At 70.8% G+C, this 15493-nt stretch carries 15 protein-coding genes; 10 read left to right on the top strand and 5 right to left on the bottom strand.

The genetic code is table 11. The features are described from left to right. Positions 1-132 precede the first annotated feature (132 nt). The 4 genes from VFA06_RS05915 to VFA06_RS05900 all read left to right on the top strand — a co-directional run bounded on the left by VFA06_RS05915 (position 133) and on the right by VFA06_RS05900 (position 3384). A complete protein-coding gene (locus tag VFA06_RS05915; protein ID WP_324839389.1) occupies positions 133-444 on the top strand; it encodes an acyl-CoA carboxylase epsilon subunit in 312 nt (103 codons plus the stop codon). An 82-nt stretch (positions 445-526) separates the two neighbouring features. After that, positions 527-1630, top strand: coding sequence for an alpha/beta fold hydrolase (locus tag VFA06_RS05910; RefSeq protein ID WP_324839388.1), 1104 nt, complete (start codon positions 527-529; stop codon positions 1628-1630). 34 nt (positions 1631-1664) lie between these two features. Further along, positions 1665-2447, top strand: a complete 783-nt coding sequence (locus VFA06_RS05905; protein ID WP_324839387.1) for a thioesterase II family protein — start codon at positions 1665-1667, stop codon at positions 2445-2447. 184 nt (positions 2448-2631) lie between these two features. Continuing rightward, positions 2632-3384, top strand: coding sequence for a response regulator transcription factor (locus VFA06_RS05900; RefSeq protein ID WP_324839386.1), 753 nt, complete (start codon positions 2632-2634; stop codon positions 3382-3384). Positions 3385-3541: 157 nt separating this feature from the next. Here VFA06_RS05900 and VFA06_RS05895 read toward each other — a convergent pair whose 3' ends face one another. Continuing rightward, the gene (locus VFA06_RS05895; RefSeq protein ID WP_324839385.1) at positions 3542-4510 is read right to left on the bottom strand and encodes a hypothetical protein; all 969 of its coding nucleotides are present in this window, start codon (positions 4508-4510) and stop codon (positions 3542-3544) included. A gap of 213 nt (positions 4511-4723) precedes the next feature. On the opposite strand from VFA06_RS05895, the gene VFA06_RS05890 reads away from it, so the two are divergent. The 4 genes from VFA06_RS05890 (at position 4724) to VFA06_RS05875 (ending at position 8374) form a co-directional block, all read left to right on the top strand. Beyond that, positions 4724-5761: a ketoacyl-ACP synthase III family protein gene (locus VFA06_RS05890; RefSeq protein ID WP_324839384.1), complete on the top strand. Its 1038-nt coding sequence runs from the start codon at positions 4724-4726 to the stop codon at positions 5759-5761. Between the two features lie 34 nt (positions 5762-5795). Beyond that, positions 5796-7784 (top strand): HAD-IIIC family phosphatase, encoded by a 1989-nt coding sequence (locus tag VFA06_RS05885; RefSeq protein ID WP_324839383.1) that lies wholly within the window; start codon positions 5796-5798, stop codon positions 7782-7784. 7 nt (positions 7785-7791) lie between these two features. Then, entirely contained in the window at positions 7792-8037 is a 246-nt protein-coding gene (locus VFA06_RS05880) for an acyl carrier protein (RefSeq protein WP_324839382.1), read from the top strand. A gap of 109 nt (positions 8038-8146) precedes the next feature. Next, entirely contained in the window at positions 8147-8374 is a 228-nt protein-coding gene (locus tag VFA06_RS05875) for a DUF6059 family protein (RefSeq protein ID WP_324839381.1), read from the top strand. Positions 8375-8422: 48 nt separating this feature from the next. Here the strand turns inward: VFA06_RS05875 and VFA06_RS05870 are convergent, their stop codons facing one another. Beyond that, a complete protein-coding gene (locus VFA06_RS05870; protein WP_324839380.1) occupies positions 8423-8935 on the bottom strand; it encodes a DUF4231 domain-containing protein in 513 nt (170 codons plus the stop codon). A 278-nt stretch (positions 8936-9213) separates the two neighbouring features. Here VFA06_RS05870 and VFA06_RS05865 point away from each other — a divergent pair, with 278 nt between their 5' ends. Then, a complete protein-coding gene (locus VFA06_RS05865; RefSeq protein WP_324839379.1) occupies positions 9214-10587 on the top strand; it encodes a PQQ-binding-like beta-propeller repeat protein in 1374 nt (457 codons plus the stop codon). 83 nt (positions 10588-10670) lie between these two features. Here the strand turns inward: VFA06_RS05865 and VFA06_RS05860 are convergent, their stop codons facing one another. From VFA06_RS05860 to VFA06_RS05850, 3 genes are all read right to left on the bottom strand, one after another. Then, positions 10671-11486, bottom strand: coding sequence for an ABC transporter permease (locus VFA06_RS05860; protein WP_324839378.1), 816 nt, complete (start codon positions 11484-11486; stop codon positions 10671-10673). 2 nt (positions 11487-11488) lie between these two features. Continuing rightward, positions 11489-12280, bottom strand: coding sequence for an ABC transporter permease (locus tag VFA06_RS05855; RefSeq protein ID WP_349260066.1), 792 nt, complete (start codon positions 12278-12280; stop codon positions 11489-11491). Positions 12281-12363: 83 nt separating this feature from the next. Beyond that, on the bottom strand, positions 12364-13461 hold the full coding sequence (locus VFA06_RS05850; protein ID WP_324839376.1) for an ABC transporter ATP-binding protein: 1098 nt from the start codon (positions 13459-13461) through the stop codon (positions 12364-12366). 221 nt (positions 13462-13682) lie between these two features. Between VFA06_RS05850 and VFA06_RS05845 the strand changes: the two genes are divergently transcribed. Next, positions 13683-15488, top strand: a complete 1806-nt coding sequence (locus tag VFA06_RS05845) for a fatty acyl-AMP ligase (RefSeq protein ID WP_324839375.1) — start codon at positions 13683-13685, stop codon at positions 15486-15488. Positions 15489-15493: the final 5 nt, after the last annotated feature.

The raw sequence follows: 15493 nt of genomic DNA, 5'->3' as shown, positions 1-15493 counted from the left end.
GCGGTCCCGGCTTGAGCCGCGCTTGTATCACCGATAAAGAGCCGCTCCGGCCCCTTGCGTCACAGGCGTCAAGCCCCGTGCGTCACAGCCTTCTTAAGCGCCTCACAAGGCCCGCGCCGGACGCTCGACGGCATGACCATCCTGTCCACCGATCTCGCGGCGCATCGCCTTGCGGAGCCGGTGACGGAGCCCCGCATAGGACTCGACCACCCAGGCACTGACTGCTCCGTGATCCAAGCTGACGGCGCTTACCGCACCGAGGTGCTGCGCGTCGTGCGCGGCACCCCCAACCCGGAGGAGCTGGCGGCGCTGGTCGCAGCCCTTTTACTCACCCGCCGGGCGCACGAGGAGAACCTCTCGCGCGCACCGCATGCCGCGCAGCACCGGCCCGCCTGGCCGCGGGAGCACTACACGGCCCCCGGTTCGTGGGCGGCCGGCCCGTGACCGGCCCGCGCGATCCGCGCCGCCGGCCGATTTATCCGCGTACCGACCTGGCAGCACGGGGGTCGGCAGGAAGGAGAACGTCGTGGCAACCAGCAGGGCGGGGACGACGAAGGACAACCGGGCACGGCTGCGCGCTGTTCCGGCGGGCGCGTCGGTGGCCCGACTGCGCTACCGCACAGTGCACGGTTACCGCCGCGCATTCCGGATGGCGGGCAACGGGCCGGCGGTCCTCCTGATCCACGGAATCGGGGATTCTTCGGACACGTGGGCACCGGTCATCCCCGGTCTCGCGCAGCACTACCGGGTGATCGTGCCGGATCTGCTCGGGCATGGGCATTCGGACAAACCGCGGGCCGACTACTCGATCGGCGGCTACGCCAACGGGATGCGCGACCTGCTCTCGGTGCTCGGCATCGACCGCGCGACGCTGGTCGGCCATTCCCTCGGCGGCGGCATCGCGATGCAGTTCGCGTATCAGTACCCGGAGCGCACCGAGCGCATCGTGCTGGTGGCCACCGGCGGGGTCGGCCGGCAGGTCACCCCGCTGCTGCGGGCCGCCTCGCTGCCCGGAGCCGACCTGCTGCTGGCCGCGCTGAACCTGCCGGGCATGCGCACGCAGATCGGCTGGCTGGTCAAGCTGCTGCAGATGACCGGCACCCGGCTCGGCCTCGACGGCCCGGACGTGCTGCGCGTGGTCGATGCGCTGCCGGACGCCACCGCCCGCGCCGCGTTCATCAGGACCCTGCGTGCGGTCGTGGACTGGCGCGGCCAGGTCGGGACCCTGATGGACCGCTGCTATCTGACCGAGGGCATGCCGACCATGCTGGTCTGGGGCGACAAGGACCCGATCCTGCCGGCCCTGCACGCCGGACTCGCGCACGTCGCGATGCCGGGCAGCCGGCTCGAGCTGTTCCCGAACACCGGCCACTTCCCCTTCCACACCGAGCCGCAGCGGTTCCTGAACGTGGTGCGCGACTTCATCGAGACCACCCAGCCGGCCAGCTTCTCGCCCGAGCAGTGGCGGCAGATGCTGCGCAACCGCAAGCCCGAGCTGCGGGAGCGGATCCTGGTGCGCACGGCCGCGGCGGCAGCCGCAGTGGCCGCGGCCGGCACGACGGGCACAGCTGGTACGCCGGGCACGGCGGCTCCGGAGCCGGGAATCAGCATCCTGCCCGTGGCAGCCTGATCAAGCGGCCTGACCGATCAGGAGGAGGAGCACGATGACCCGTTACCTCTCCGCGCCGCGCCCGGGTACGCCGGCGAGCGGGCCGCGGATGTTCTGCTTCCCCTACGCCGGCGGCGGCGCCTCGACCTATGCGGGCTGGCAGCGCGCGCTCGGCGATCGGGTCAGGGTGCTGCCGATCCACCTGCCTGGACGCGAAGGCCGCATGTCCGAGCAGCGGTTCACCGACCTGGACGAGCTGACCGCGGACCTGGACTGGGAGCTGGACGCGGAGCTCGACGAACCGCACCTGTTCTTCGGGCACAGCATGGGCGCGCTCATCGCCTTCAGCCTGGCCCTGCGCAGGTTCGAGCGCGGCGCCGCGCTGCCGACGGCGCTGATCCTCGCCGCGTACCGGGCACCGCACCTGCCGCCGCCGAAGATCGGCGACGTGGACGCCCCGGACGCCGAGCTCGTCGACGTGCTCAGCGCGCTCGGCGGGATCCCGGACGCGGTGCTGCGGCACCCGGAATGGCTCAGCACCCTGCTGCCGATCGCGCGGGACGACCTGGTGCTGTGCGCCACGGTGCCGCCACGCGAGCAGCAGCCGATGCCGGTGCCGATCCACGTCTTCGCCGGCCGGGAGGACCCGCTGGTCGCTCCGGTGGAGATGAGCGAATGGTCCCGGCACACCGCGGACGAGTTCGAGATGCGGATCCTGCCCGGCCGGCACTTCTTCATCAAGGAGCGGGAGACGCATTTCCTCGACCACCTCGCGCACCTGCTTGACCGGTACACGTCGAGGGGACCTGCGCACCGGCGGCAGGCTCGCGCGGCGTGAGGGGGCGCTCGACCGGCGCGGGACGGCAGCCGGCGCCACTTCCGGCGGCGGATTGAAGATCTTTGGTCACCTTGGCGGGTTGCGGCACCTGCGCAGCGATGCAGTAGGCTGACGCTGACCGTATATCGGACGTCACTTTCCGTAGCTGAGAGTGGGGTCGGAAGCCGGAGAGGTGGTCGACGACATGGCCCGGGCAGGCGTGTCGGCGAAGGTCCGTTACGACCGGCCGCGGCCGCGTTTCGCCGTGCCCCGCCGGTTCGAGGCCTGTCGCAGCGCACTGACGGGCCCGGCGGCGCCCGGGACCTCGGCGACCGGCCTGGTCGCGGCGGACAGCCATCCGATCGTGCTGGCCGGGCTGCGCGAGCTGTGCGCGACGACCGACTGGCTGCACCTGGCGGCCGCGGCCGCCACCGCCGCGGAGGCGATCGCCGCGGTCGGCGAGAACCGGCCGCGGCTGGTGGTGATGGACACGCGGCTGCCCGACCTGCCCGCGGTCGACGTGATCAGGAGGCTGCGAACGCTGCACCCGCCGGTCCGCATCGTGCTGTTCACCACGGATCCGGAGCGGGCCGAGCACGCCGCGGCCGCCGCCGGTGACGCCGGCGAGTCGGTCGCGGCCGTGGTGCACAAGCGGACGGACCTGAGCGGCCTGGCGAGTGCGCTGCGACGGGTCGCGGACGGCGAGCGGCTGCTGCCGGACGGCTCGGCGCCCGGTGCCCGGCGGACCGACCGGCTGCGCACGCCAGGGGCGCTGACTCCCCGGGAGCACGAAATCCTGCGGAAGGTCGCCGCGGGGATGACGAATATCGAGATAGCGCGGGAACTCGGGCTCGCGCACAACACCATCAAGACCTATTTCCAGCGGACGCTGGAGAAACTCGGCGCCCGTAATCGGGTCGAGGCGCTGCTGCGCGCCGACGAGAAGGGTCTGCTGTGAGTACGAGGTCGAAGAAGCCGGGGAACTGGTGAGCGACGGCGGCGACCGCTCGGGCGGCCGCCGCCGCGTCACCGTCCCTGTTCGAGCGCGCCGTTCCCGATCAGGTACACCGTCCCCGCTGCTCGCAGCGGGAGCTTGCTTAAGTGCACGGCCTCTCTCAGGTACACCGTCCCCGCCTGCGGACGGCGGTCACCCGCTCGGCGGCGCGCACGGCCGCGGCCGGCAGGTCGGGCCAGTTCACCGGATCGGTGCCGTGCCGGTCGGTCAGGGCGAACAGCCAGCGCTCGATCCCTAAGGCGGCGCAGGCGCTGTGCGCGTAGGAGCCGCCACGGGTAATGCCGAAGCCCGCGCCGAAGTGCTCGTAGTGCAGATTCACCGACGCGATCGGCAGATCCCCGCCGTATACGGCCTCGTACTTGGTCGGCGGCAGCCGGGTCGAGCGACGCCGCGGCGTTCCCGGCGGCCGGAAGAACGGATCGGTGGCGTTGAGCCAGGCCACCGGCAGGTCGACGTCCTTGAACAGCTGGTCGAGGGCGAGCCGCGCGGTGCTGAGGAACGCGCCGGCCTCCGCCCTGCTGCCCAGGCAGACGATCTCACGCATGCTGAAGCTCCACTGCCGGCGCAGCGGCTCGTAGTGCTCCTCCTGCCGGAAGCAGGTGTTGCGCGTCGTGACGTACCGCGCCTCGGTCAGCGACTCGCCCTCGTGGTCGGCGTACACGTGGTGGCAGGCGGCCGGGGTGAGCACCTGGTCGGTCGGCGCGAGCGCGATCAGCGCGACGCTGCCGTCCTCGGTGACCATCGGGCCGGCGCGGAAGGCCTCCAGGTTGGCCTCGCGCGGGTCGAGCCGCACCGGAAAGGTCGCCTGATGCGGGAAGGAATGCAGGTAGTCGACGCGTTGCAGCCCCTCGGCGGTGAGCGCGGCCGGATGCCATTCCTGCTGCGCGCCCCACAGCGCCTCGGCCAGGCCGACGAACGCGGCGTCCACGCTCTCGGCCAGCTCGCGCAGCGGCCCGTGCAGCGAGGCCTGCCCGGACGGCCGCCAGTTGAGGCCGAGCGCGCGCAGCGCGTCCACCGTCTCGCGGGTATCAGCCTGCTGTCGAACGAATCCGTGAACCGCCCCGGTCATGTGGCCTCCCTCGCGCCCGAAGGGTGTATGCGACGTGCCGTCGGGCCCGAGTACACCAGCCCGCGCGGTCCGGCCATAGCTGAAACCTGATACACCGCTCGGATATCTCCGATCGGAGATCTGAACGCGCGGTCCTGCGCAAGACCTGCTTTAGCACCGGATCGGACCATCGGGGCTGGACGCTATTTCCCGATTGACGCCCTGGAGTAATTCATGCGTTGGGACAACTTGTACGTAGCGGCCTTCGGCGCCTATGTCCCGGACAAGATCGAGACCGCCGACGAGGCGATCGCGCAGGGCCGGTACACCGAGGGCGAGAAGGTCGCGAACGGTATCCGTGCCGTGCACGTGGCCGACCCGCAGACGGAGGCTCCCGGCGTCATGGCTGCGGCGGCCGGCCGGCAGGCGGTGGAGCGGTCAGGTATCCCGCACGAGCAGTTCGACCTGGTCGTGCACGCCGGCATCGGGCATCAGGGCCAGGAGTTCTGGCAGCCCGCCTCCTATGTGCACAACAACACCGTCGGCGGCCCGGCCGCGGCGATCGAGATCAAGCAGGGTTCGAACGGAGGCCTGGCAGCCTTCGAACTCGGCGCCTCCTGGGTAGTGGCCAGGCCAGGCACGGCCGCGCTGGTGACCGCGGGCGACTCCTTCCACCTGCCCTACTTCGACCGCTGGAACAGCGATGACCAGCAGGTGTACGGGGACGGCGCGGGCTCGGCGGTGCTCTCATCGCAGGGCGGCTTCGCCCGCGTGATCTCCACCGCCTCGGTCGCGGACTCGACCCTCGAGCCGATCTACCGGGGCCCGGACGCGTGGACGCTCGCGCCGTTCGCGCAGGGTTCGAAGGTGGACCTGCGCGGCCGCAAGCGCGCGTATCTGGCCACCGGCGAGGACCTGTACGACCAGACCATCGAACGGATGAGCAAGAGCCTGTTCGCGGTGGTCGGCGAGGTGTTCGAGGGCACCGGCAGCGACATCTCCAGCGTCGACTGGCTGATCCACGCGAACACCGGCAAGTCGATCGTGGAGTGGGCGTTCTACCGGCCGCTGGGCCTCGACGCCTCGCGCACCGTCTACGACTGGGGCTGCGACTACGGTCACATGGGCGCGGCGGACCACCTGGTGAACCTGGAGTACGTGGTGCGCAGCGGAAAGGCCAAGGCGGGCGACAAGGTCCTGACGATCGGCGTCGGCACCGGCTTCATGTGGACCGCGATCCTCATCGAGCTGCTGGAAACCCCGAGCTGGTAACCCCGGACCGGATGACTCTGGAGGAGGAGCGCTGATGACCACGGTCGTCGACTCCCCGGTCTCCGCCGCGGCGGGGGAACCGGCGGACAACACCGCGAACGCCGGATCGGCCGGCCCGGCCGGGCCGGCCGATCCGCTCGGCCGGCTGCAGGCGCTGGCCCGCGCCAAGACCCTGGCCGCCGGCTACGCCGAGGTGGCTCCGCTGCTCGCGGAGGTCGCGCGGGGCGATAACGCCGCGGCCGACCTGGTGCGGGCCGGCCGGGTGCTGAGCAAGCTGAGCCCGGCCGCGATCCTGGAGCACCACCCGGCGCAGCCGGTGGTCAAGGTGGCGGTGGCCGGGCACTCCACGGTGGCCGCGCTGGTGCCGCCGCTGACCGCGGAGCTGGCCAGGCACGGCCAGGTGCTGGACATCACGCTGGGCGACTTCGACGGTTACCTGCGCGAGCTGCAGGACACCGGCAGCCAGCTGTACGCGTCAGGGCTCGACCTCGCGCTCGTGGTACTCGACCCGCAGGCGGTCTTCGACGAGCTGCCCGAGGTGTGGCGGGTCGAGGACCTGGAGCAGGCGACGGCGGCGAAGCTGGCGCAGCTCGACCGGCTGGCCGAGAAGTACGTCGGCAACCAGCCCACCGCGACGCTCGTTCTCAACACCCTGCCGTTGCAGCGCACGCACACGCATCAGCTGGTGGACCTGCGCTCGCGGGCCGCGCTCGGCATCGTCTGGCGCGAGTTCAACGCGGGGCTGCTGCGGCTGGCGGTCAAGCACCAGCGGGTCGCGGTGATCGACTTCGATCCGCTGGTCGCGGCCGGCGGCCCTGTCGGCGACCCGCGGATGGCCTCGTACGCGAAGGCGCATCTGGGCGACGAGCTGCTCGGCCGTTACGCGCGCGAGGTGGCGCACCTGACCCGCACCATCAAGGCTCTGACGAAGAAGGTGCTCGTCCTCGACCTGGACAACACCCTCTGGGACGGAATCCTCGGCGACGACGGCGCGGACGGCATCGAGATGGCCACCACGTACCGCGGCGAGGCGTTCGGCAACTTCCAGCGGGTGGCCAAGCAGATCGGCTCGCAGGGCGTGCTGCTGGCGGTCAGCAGCAAGAACGACCACGAGCCGGTGCTGGAGGTGCTCAGTACGCACCCTGACATGGTGCTGCGGGACACCGACTTCGTGCGGGTCAACGCGAACTGGAACCCCAAGGACGCGAACCTGCGCGACATCGCGGCCCGGCTCAACCTCGGCGTCGACAGCTTCGTGTTCGCCGACGACTCGCCGTTCGAGACCGGCCTGATCGCCGCGAGCCTGCCCGAGGTCGCGGTGGTCCGGCTCGACGAGGAGCCGGCCTTGCACATCGGCAAGCTACTCGCCGACGGCTGGTTCGACGTGCTCGAACTCACCGCCGAGGACCGCGAGCGCGCCGCGCTCTACCGCACCGACGCCGCCCGGCAGGACCTGCTGGACAGCTCGGACAACTTCGAGGAGTACCTGGCGAACCTCGGCGTCACCCTGACGGTGGCCCCGGTGAGCGAGGCCGAGGTGGCGCGGGTCTCTCAGCTGAGCCTGCGCAGCAACCAGTGCAACCTCACCACCCTGCGAATGCAGCCCGACACCGTGCGAGAGCTGGCGCAGAGCCCTGACCACCTCGTGCTGTACCTGCGCTCCGGCGACAAGTTCGGTGACAACGGACTGATCGGCGCGCTCTTCTGCACCAAGGGCCCGGGCGGCAGCGAGGGCGCCGGCCTGACCATCGACAACTACATCATGAGCTGCCGGGTGCTCTCCCGCGGGATCGAGCAGGCCGCCATCGGCGCGCTGCTGGCGCACGCCAGAGACGCCGGCCTTGGCCCGGTCCACGCGAGCTACCGCCCGACCAAGAAGAACCACCGGGTGCGCAACTTCTGGCCGTCGTTCGGCTTCGAGCGGCACGGCGGCACCGATGAGGCGCCCGACTACCGCCACGATCTGGCGGCCCTGCCAGAGATCCCCGGCCATCTGCGCCTCGACGCGAGTTTCGAAAGGTAGTGGACCCATGAGCACCCTGACCGAGGAGCGCTTCCTCGAGATCGTCCGCGACGAGCTCGACCTGCCGCTGCTGGAGACCGACCTGGAGAACGACTTCGACCAGGTCGTCTCCTGGGACTCGCTCTACCTGCTGCGCCTGGTCGCGGCGGTGGAGCAGGAGACCGGCACGCGGGTCCCGGTCGGCCGGCTGTTCTCCAAGCGCAGCCTGCGCGACATCTACACCACGATCGCCGGCGCGACCGCGGGCGTGTGACCCGCGGCCCCGGCGAAAACCCAGCAGCCACAACGAAACCAGCCGGTCGGCGCGGGAGTCATGGCCCGCGCCGACCGGCGCTCCATCCATCCTGGAACAGGAGGCCGTCATGGGCGACTCCCCGCTGCGCCGCCTGCGCCATTTCCTCTACCTGTGCCTGCGGGCGTTCGCCGGCTCGAACGGCTTCCTCATCCCCGGCCCGCTCGACCCGATGGGCGCCCGGCCGCCGTGCCTGCCGCCTGGCCATCCCGAGCAGCTGATCCCGCACATTCCGCCGACGGCCGAGGAACGCAAGCTGTGGGCCCAGCTCGTCGGGGCGTCCACGCCAGGCCGTTGACCGCCCGGCCGTTGATCGCCCGACCGCCTGACCGCCTCCTGTCGGCGTTCAGTCCGACCGGTGGCTGGCCGGGAATGACAGATCCTTGAAATAGCTGTCCGCCTCGCGCAGCTGCAACTCCCCCAGGCGCGCCAACAACGCCTGCGTCGCGGCCCGGTGCGTTTCAGCGGCGCCGTTGGCGCAGTCACCGTCGAGCTGCGCGCGCCAGTTCCAGTACGCCTCGGTGACAGCCCGCTCGGTGGTGCGCATCACGACCCAGGACTCGTCCCAGCGGTAGAAGGCCCGCAGCCCGGTCAGCGCCGCCACGATGGTGCCGGCGAGCGAGACGACGATCTGCTTGCCCGGATACGTGGGAGCGACCAGCACCGGCAGCGCGGCACCGATGAAGATCACGATGACGCCCGTGACGCGGTAGAACCTGCGGTGCCAGTGCGCCCGCCGGTCGTAGAACTCGCGCACGCGCATCGCGTACTCGCCGGCCGCCGCCGTGAAACCGGAGGGGGGCAGCTCGGACGGCTCAGGCGGGAGCGGGACGGGATAGAACGGGCTCAGGCGCTTCACTGCGGCTCCTCCCCGACGCAGCGGCTCGTCGTCCGTAGGTAGACGTCGACCACCCGACCCACTCTGCCAGAATCAGCCGCCTGCTCGGTAAGTTTCACCTCGCCTCGTCCGCGCGACCAGCGTCCGAGCGGGTCAGTAGCCGTATTCGGCGCGCCGCGATCCCTCTGCCGCGGCAGGGACTGGCGCAATTCGTCGCGCTCCCTAGCCTGGCGGTGGGCCGGCCTGCCGGAAACCCCCGGTTCGCCCGAGCCCGTCACAGCGGATGGGGTTGGCAGCGCATGAGAAGCATCGTCTTGCGGGCGGTCGCGGCCTCAGGGCTCTTCGTCGCGTGCGCCGCCTTCGCCGGAGCTGGCTCCGCCGTGCAGGCGGCCACCGCGGCGTCAGCCGCCCCGCTCGGGCAGATCACTCCCGGCGACTGGCCGACGTACCACCTCGACAACCAGCGCGACGGGAACAACACGAAGCTCAGCCCGTTGTCCACGCTGTCACTGAACTGGACCGCGACGCTCGACGGCCCGGTATACGGCCAGCCCCTGCTCGTAGGCGGCCGGGTGTTCGCCGCCACCGAGAACGACACCGTCTACGCGCTCAACCGGACCACCGGCGCGGTGATCTGGTCGGCGCACGTCGGTTCGCCGGAGCCGCTGTCGAGCCTGCCGTGCGGCGACATCGACCCTCTCGGCATCACCAGCACGATGGTCTACGACCCGGGCACCAACCGCGTGTACGCCCTCGCCGAAATGCTCGGCGCGACGCACACGCTCTTCGGCATCAACGCCGCGACCGGCACCGTCGAGCTGCAGACCCCGCTCGATCCGCCAAAGGGCACGGCGAACGCCTTCCAGCAGCGCGGCGCCCTGACGCTACTCAATGGTCGCATTTACGTGCCCTATGGCGGTCTGTACGGCGACTGCGGCAACTACATCGGCCAAGTGGTCTCGGTGGCCACCGACGGAACCGGCGAGACGAGCTACGCCGTGCCCACGGCGCGCGAGGGCGGCATCTGGGAGACCGGCGGCGGGGTCGTGGAGCCCAACGGCAACCTGCTGTACGCCTCCGGAAACGGGGCGGCGACGTCAGGGACCTACGACGGCGCGGATTCGGTCATGGAACTGTCGCCCTCGCTGCAGCGGCTCGACTTCTTCGCCCCGACCGATTGGGCCACCCAGAACGGCGGCGACGCCGACCTCGGCTCGCAGACCCCGGCCATCGTCGGCCAGTACATCTACGAGGACGGCAAGACCAACAACGGCTACGTGCTCAAGCTCGGCGCCCTCGGGGGTGTCGGCGGCCAGGTGGCGGAGCTGGCGAACACCTGTCAGACCTTCGGCACCGCAGCGGTCGCCGGCAACATCGTGTACGCGCCCTGTGCCAGCGGGCCGCAGGCGGTGAGCATCGGCGCCGACGGGACGCCGACGGTGCTGTGGAAGTCCACGGTCCCGGCCGAGGGCTCCCCCGTGATCGGCGGCGGCGCGGTCTGGTGGGTCGACTACTTCGGCGGCGAGCTCTACGCGCTCGACCCGGCCACCGGGGCGACGAAGGCGCAGATCTACCTCGGCAGCGCGTGCCCGACCTTCACCTCTCCGACCGTGGTCGGGAATCAGGCCTTCGTCGGCACCAAGACGGGCGTCGTCGCAGTCGGGGGCGCGTAAGCCTGCCGACGATCCCGGAGAGGCAAGCCGTCCACACCGGGCGTAAGCCGTCGACACCGCGCGTCAGCCGTCGACGCCGGACGTCAGCCGTTGACGCCGGTGTAGTGCCGCAGGCTCCAGTTCCACAGCAGCCGCGAGCCGACGTACATCGCGAGCGCGGCGAGCGGCGCACCGGCCGCGACGGCGACCGGGACGCCCAGCGTGCCGCCGTGCCCGGTGAGCACGCCGACCGGTAGATAGGCGATGAACGCGATCGGCAGCACCCAGGTCAGCAGCTCGCCGACCGCCCGCGGCAGGATGCTGAGCGGATAGCTTCCGAACGTCGCGCTCACCTCGGCGATCCACAGCGACCAGTACCAGCTCGCCGGAAAGTGCAACGCGGCCGCGGAGACCGCGGTGAACACCGCGGTGATCAAGAGCGTTCCGCCGAGAACTCCCGCGGCCAGGTAGGCGACGCGCCCGGGCGTCCAGTCCAGCGGGTCGCGGGCGATCGCCCCCGTGAACAGGCCGATCCCCACGAGCAGGTCGCCGAGGCCGTTCGTCTGAAAGGCGACGAGCTGCACCTGACGGAACACCGGCATCGGGCGCAGCAGATACCCGTCGATCAGCCCTTGCTGCACGTAGAAGGACAGGCTGAACACGCTGCCGCAGTAGAGCACGTACAAGCCGTTGCACAGCATCCGCGTCGCGACCAGCAGCAGGATCTGCGAGCTGGTCCAGCCGCCCATGCCGGAGAACTTCGAGAGCAGCACGGCGGCGAACACGATGATCGAGAGCTGCCATACGATGCCATACGCGATCCGGATCAAGAACTCGACGCGGTATTCCAGCTGCGCCCGGAAGTTGAGCGCGGTGATCTGCCAGGCCACGCCCCACGCCTCGGTGAATCGGCGCCACATCGTCAGCCTCCTTGCACCGCGACGCGCCGGGACGCCCGGCGCCACAGCAGCCGCGAGATCAGCGCGAGTCCGGCTACCCAAGCCAGCTGGAACAGCAGATCGGCCGGGGCCTGCCGCACCGGGATCCGGCCGATGTACAGCGACAGCGGCGTGTTGAGCGTGGACTGAAACGGCAGGAACGAGCTCATCGCGATGAACCAGCCGGGGAAATACCACAGCGGCGCATACGCCCCGGACAGCAGGTTCTGCGCGAACTGGATCATCTGCACGGCGCTGTCGTTGTGCAGCGTCCAGAAGCACATCAGGTCCGTGAGCAAGGTCAGCTCGTGCAACACCGCCTGGCCGAGCAACAGCGAGGCCGTGCACGCGACCGCCGCCGTGGCGGACGCGGGCGGCTCGATCACCCCGGCGGCGAGGCAGACCGCATAGCCTGCGAGTACCCAGGCGAACCCGTACGCCTGATCGCCGAGCGCACGCAGCACGTAGTAGCGGGACGGCGCGAGCGGGCGCAGGAACCAGTACACGATCGTGCCGTACTCGAGGTGCTGGAAGACCGTGTCCCGGCCGGCGAACCGGTCCAGCCCGCGGATGCGCGTGATGAGCACCGCGAGCACCGCGAACGTCACCGCCTGCCCGCGATCGAGCCCTGATTTGGTGGCGGTGTGGCCGTACAGGCCGTGCCAGAGGTAGACCACCAGGAAGATCTGGATGACCAGCCGGACCCCGGTGGCGGCGATCCGCGGCGGGGAGAGCAGTTCGCCGAGCGGCGTGATCCACGCGGCGCGAAAGGCCAGCGGCTGACGCGGCCGGGATGAATCCCGCTCCGGCTCCAGCGGCGGTCCGGCCGCGGGCTGCAGCGAGCGGGGCGACGAGCCGATCACGAGACGACCTGCCCGGCGCCTGGTTCCGTCGATTCCGTCTCCGGATCGGCTGACGCAGTACCCTGACGCAGGTAGGCGGCGCGCATGGCGTCCTCCAGGTCGGTCTCCTCGATGGAGATGCCGACAATCGGATACCGGTCGACCACCGCGCGCAGCGCTTCCGGGACGGTGACCGCGGCTGCGGCGGCGATCGCCGCGGGCGCGAAGACGAGCTCGTTGTGGTCCTGGCTGAGCAGTTCGAGGCCGGCTGGCAGGTCGCGCGCCGCGACTTGCCGCGATGCCGAGGCGGAGTCGGCGATGGTCGCGCGGATGCGCCAGGTGCCGCCGAATTCGCGGCGTACCGCCTGCAGGGGCCCGTCGAGCACGATCCGGCCGTGGTTGATCAGCACCACGCGCTCGGCCAGGCGCTCGACCTCGGTCATGTCGTGGGTGGTGAGCAGCACGGCTCGGCCGCGCCGCTCGACCTCGTGTCGTAGCAGACCTCTGACCTGCTCCTTGACCACCACGTCCATGCCGATCGTGGGCTCGTCGAGGAACACGATCGCCGGGTCGTGCAGCAGCGCCGCGGCCAAGTCGCAGCGCACCCGCTGGCCGAGCGACAGGTGCCGTACCCGGGTGTCCCAGAACTCAGACAGTTCCAGCAGCCGGTCGAGCTCGGCCAGCCGGGCGCGGTGCCGGTCGGCCGGCACGCCGTAGATGGAGCGCAGGATCGCGAACGACTCCCTGGCCGGAAGGTCCCACCACAGCTGCGTGCGCTGGCCGAACACCGCGCCGATGTTGCGGGCGTTGCGCCGCCGGTCCAGGTGCGGGTTCATCCCGGCGACCAGGACCTCGCCGCGCGTGGGGGTGAGGATTCCCGTCAGCATCTTGATGGTGGTGGACTTGCCCGCGCCGTTCGGGCCGAGCAGTGCCAGCAGCTCGCCGCGCGCCACCTCGAAGGACACGTCTCGCACCACGGTTTTCGCCACGCGCTGCGGTGCGATCAGCGACCGGACCGCGCCCGCGAAACCGGGCCGCCGCACCGTCGTGTGGAAGATCTTGGTCAGGCCGCGCACGAAGATGCCTTCGCCGTGCGCCTCTTGTGCCGAACGCATTCCCCGGATGATTCACGACCCGGCGGGGAATCGCCATCGGTTTTGTCCGGTATCGGCGGCGTCTGCCCCGCTCCCAGCCGTGACGCCGCCGCGGCCGGTGAAAACAGCACGCGGGCCCGAATCGCGCAAGGAGCCCTTAAGGGCCCCGATCAACGATGGCGAATATCCCGACCACCGACGGTGGCGGTCCACAGCCTGCCGACGATCGAGGTGACTTAGCAATGGCCGCACGTTTCGGGACCTACACGGACCTGGTGTTGGCGCACGCCGCCGAGCTGGCCGAGCGCGACGCTTTCATCTTCCTGAGCGACACCAGCGCCGGGGCGCAGACCGAGCGCCTGACCTACGCCGGCCTCGACCAGCGCGCGAAGCACATCGCCTCCTGGCTGCAGGAGCACGCCGCCTTCGGCCGCCAGGTGCTGCTGCTGTACCCGTCGGGCACCGACTTCATCGCCGCGTTCGTCGGATGCCTGTACGCCGGGGCGGTGGCCGTTCCCGCGCCGCTGCCCGGCGAGATGGGGCACCACTTCGAGCGGGTGACCGGCATCGTCCGCAACGCCGAGGTCAAGGCGGTACTCACGGACACCGCGAACGAGGGCGAGATCCGCGCCTGGCTGGCCGCAGAGGGCCTTGACGAGATCGAATGCCTGGCGACGAACGCCGTGGACGCCTCGGGTGCGCTCGCGTACGGCGACCCCTCCGCGTGGGTGCGGCCCTCCTTCGGGCCCTCACACCTGGCCTTCCTGCAGTACACCTCCGGCTCGACCAGCACGCCCAAGGGCGTCATGGTCACGCACGGGAATCTGCTGGCCAACGAGGCCGCGATCCAGCGCTCCACCGGCACCGTGGACCGGGAGTCACGGCTCGGCGGCTGGCTGCCCTTCTACCACGACATGGGTCTGATCGGGCACATCCTGCACCCGCTGTACCTGGGCAGCTCGGCCGCGCTGATGTCGCCGAGCGCGTTCCTCAAGCGGCCGTACCGGTGGCTGGAGATGATCAGCACGCACCGGGTGACCGTCGGCGGCGGCCCGAACTTCGGCTACGACCTGTGCGTGCGCCGGGTCACCGACGAGCAGCTGGCGACGCTGGACCTGTCGTCCTGGACCATCGCGTGCAACGGCGCCGAGCCGATCCGCGCCGAGACGCTGCGGGCCTTCGCCGAGCGCTTCGCCCCGGCCGGATTCCGGCCCGAGCACTTCTTCCCCTGCTACGGCATGGCCGAGACCACCCTGCTGATCTCCGGCACGCCGCTGGGCAAGGCCCCGATCTACCGGCCGGTGGACGCGGGCGGTCTCGAGCGCGGCGAGCTGCTCGCCCCGCGCGCTGACGCGCCGGTGCGCACGCTGGTCAGCAGCGGCGTGGTGGTACGCGAGGACTTCGACGTGCGGGTCGTGGACCCGGAGACCTTCGCGCAGCTGGCGGAGGGTCAGGTCGGCGAGCTGTGGGTCAAGGGCGAGAGCGTCGCGGCCGGCTACTGGGCGAACCCGCAAAGCACCGAGGAGACCTTCAACGCCGGGATCGCCGGGACTGAGGGCGCTGACTCGTCGGGTTGGCTGCGCACCGGTGACCTGGGCGTGCTGGAAGGCGGCGAGCTGTACGTCACCGGCAGGCTCAAGGAGATGATCCTGATCAACGGCCGCAACCTCTACCCGCACGACGTGGAGCGCGCGGTGCAGGCGCTGCACCCGGCGCTGGGGACCGGCGCGGGCGCGGTCTTCTCCGTGGACACCGACCGCGAGCAGCTGGTCATCGTGCAGGAGGTGCGCAGCAACGCCGGACCGGTCGATCCGACCGAGATCGCCGCCGCGATCCAGCGCGAGATCGCCCGCGAGTTCGCCGTCCCTGTCGCCAACGTGGTGCTGGTCAAGCCGTCCACGATCCGCCGCACCACCAGCGGCAAGATCCAGCGGACGCTGATGCGCAAGCTGTTCCTCGAGGGCAAGATCGCGCCGCTGCACGAGGTGCTCGACCGCGAGGTGGCCGCGATGATCCGGCCGGCCGCGGCGCTCGAGCCGGTGGCCTGAGGCGG

The organism is Actinocrinis sp. (assembly GCF_035653575.1).
Classification (GTDB): domain Bacteria; phylum Actinomycetota; class Actinomycetes; order Streptomycetales; family Catenulisporaceae; genus Actinocrinis.
The sequence above is the reverse complement of the archived record's forward strand: the minus strand, read 5'-3'. Positions and strand labels throughout refer to the sequence as shown.

Excerpts from the sequence above, each read along its gene's own strand:
- VFA06_RS05915 (WP_324839389.1), top strand. The coding sequence starts at position 133 with ATGACCATCCTGTCCACCGATCTCGCGGCGCATCGCCTTGCGGAGCCG.
- VFA06_RS05905 (WP_324839387.1), top strand. The coding sequence starts at position 1,665 with ATGACCCGTTACCTCTCCGCGCCGCGCCCGGGTACGCCGGCGAGCGGG.
- VFA06_RS05900 (WP_324839386.1), top strand. The coding sequence starts at position 2,632 with ATGGCCCGGGCAGGCGTGTCGGCGAAGGTCCGTTACGACCGGCCGCGG.
- VFA06_RS05895 (WP_324839385.1), bottom strand. The coding sequence starts at position 4,510 with ATGACCGGGGCGGTTCACGGATTCGTTCGACAGCAGGCTGATACCCGC.
- VFA06_RS05890 (WP_324839384.1), top strand. The coding sequence starts at position 4,724 with ATGCGTTGGGACAACTTGTACGTAGCGGCCTTCGGCGCCTATGTCCCG.
- VFA06_RS05885 (WP_324839383.1), top strand. The coding sequence starts at position 5,796 with ATGACCACGGTCGTCGACTCCCCGGTCTCCGCCGCGGCGGGGGAACCG.
- VFA06_RS05880 (WP_324839382.1), top strand. The coding sequence starts at position 7,792 with ATGAGCACCCTGACCGAGGAGCGCTTCCTCGAGATCGTCCGCGACGAG.
- VFA06_RS05875 (WP_324839381.1), top strand. The coding sequence starts at position 8,147 with ATGGGCGACTCCCCGCTGCGCCGCCTGCGCCATTTCCTCTACCTGTGC.
- VFA06_RS05865 (WP_324839379.1), top strand. The coding sequence starts at position 9,214 with ATGAGAAGCATCGTCTTGCGGGCGGTCGCGGCCTCAGGGCTCTTCGTC.
- VFA06_RS05860 (WP_324839378.1), bottom strand. The coding sequence starts at position 11,486 with ATGTGGCGCCGATTCACCGAGGCGTGGGGCGTGGCCTGGCAGATCACC.
- VFA06_RS05850 (WP_324839376.1), bottom strand. The coding sequence starts at position 13,461 with ATGCGTTCGGCACAAGAGGCGCACGGCGAAGGCATCTTCGTGCGCGGC.
- VFA06_RS05845 (WP_324839375.1), top strand. The coding sequence starts at position 13,683 with ATGGCCGCACGTTTCGGGACCTACACGGACCTGGTGTTGGCGCACGCC.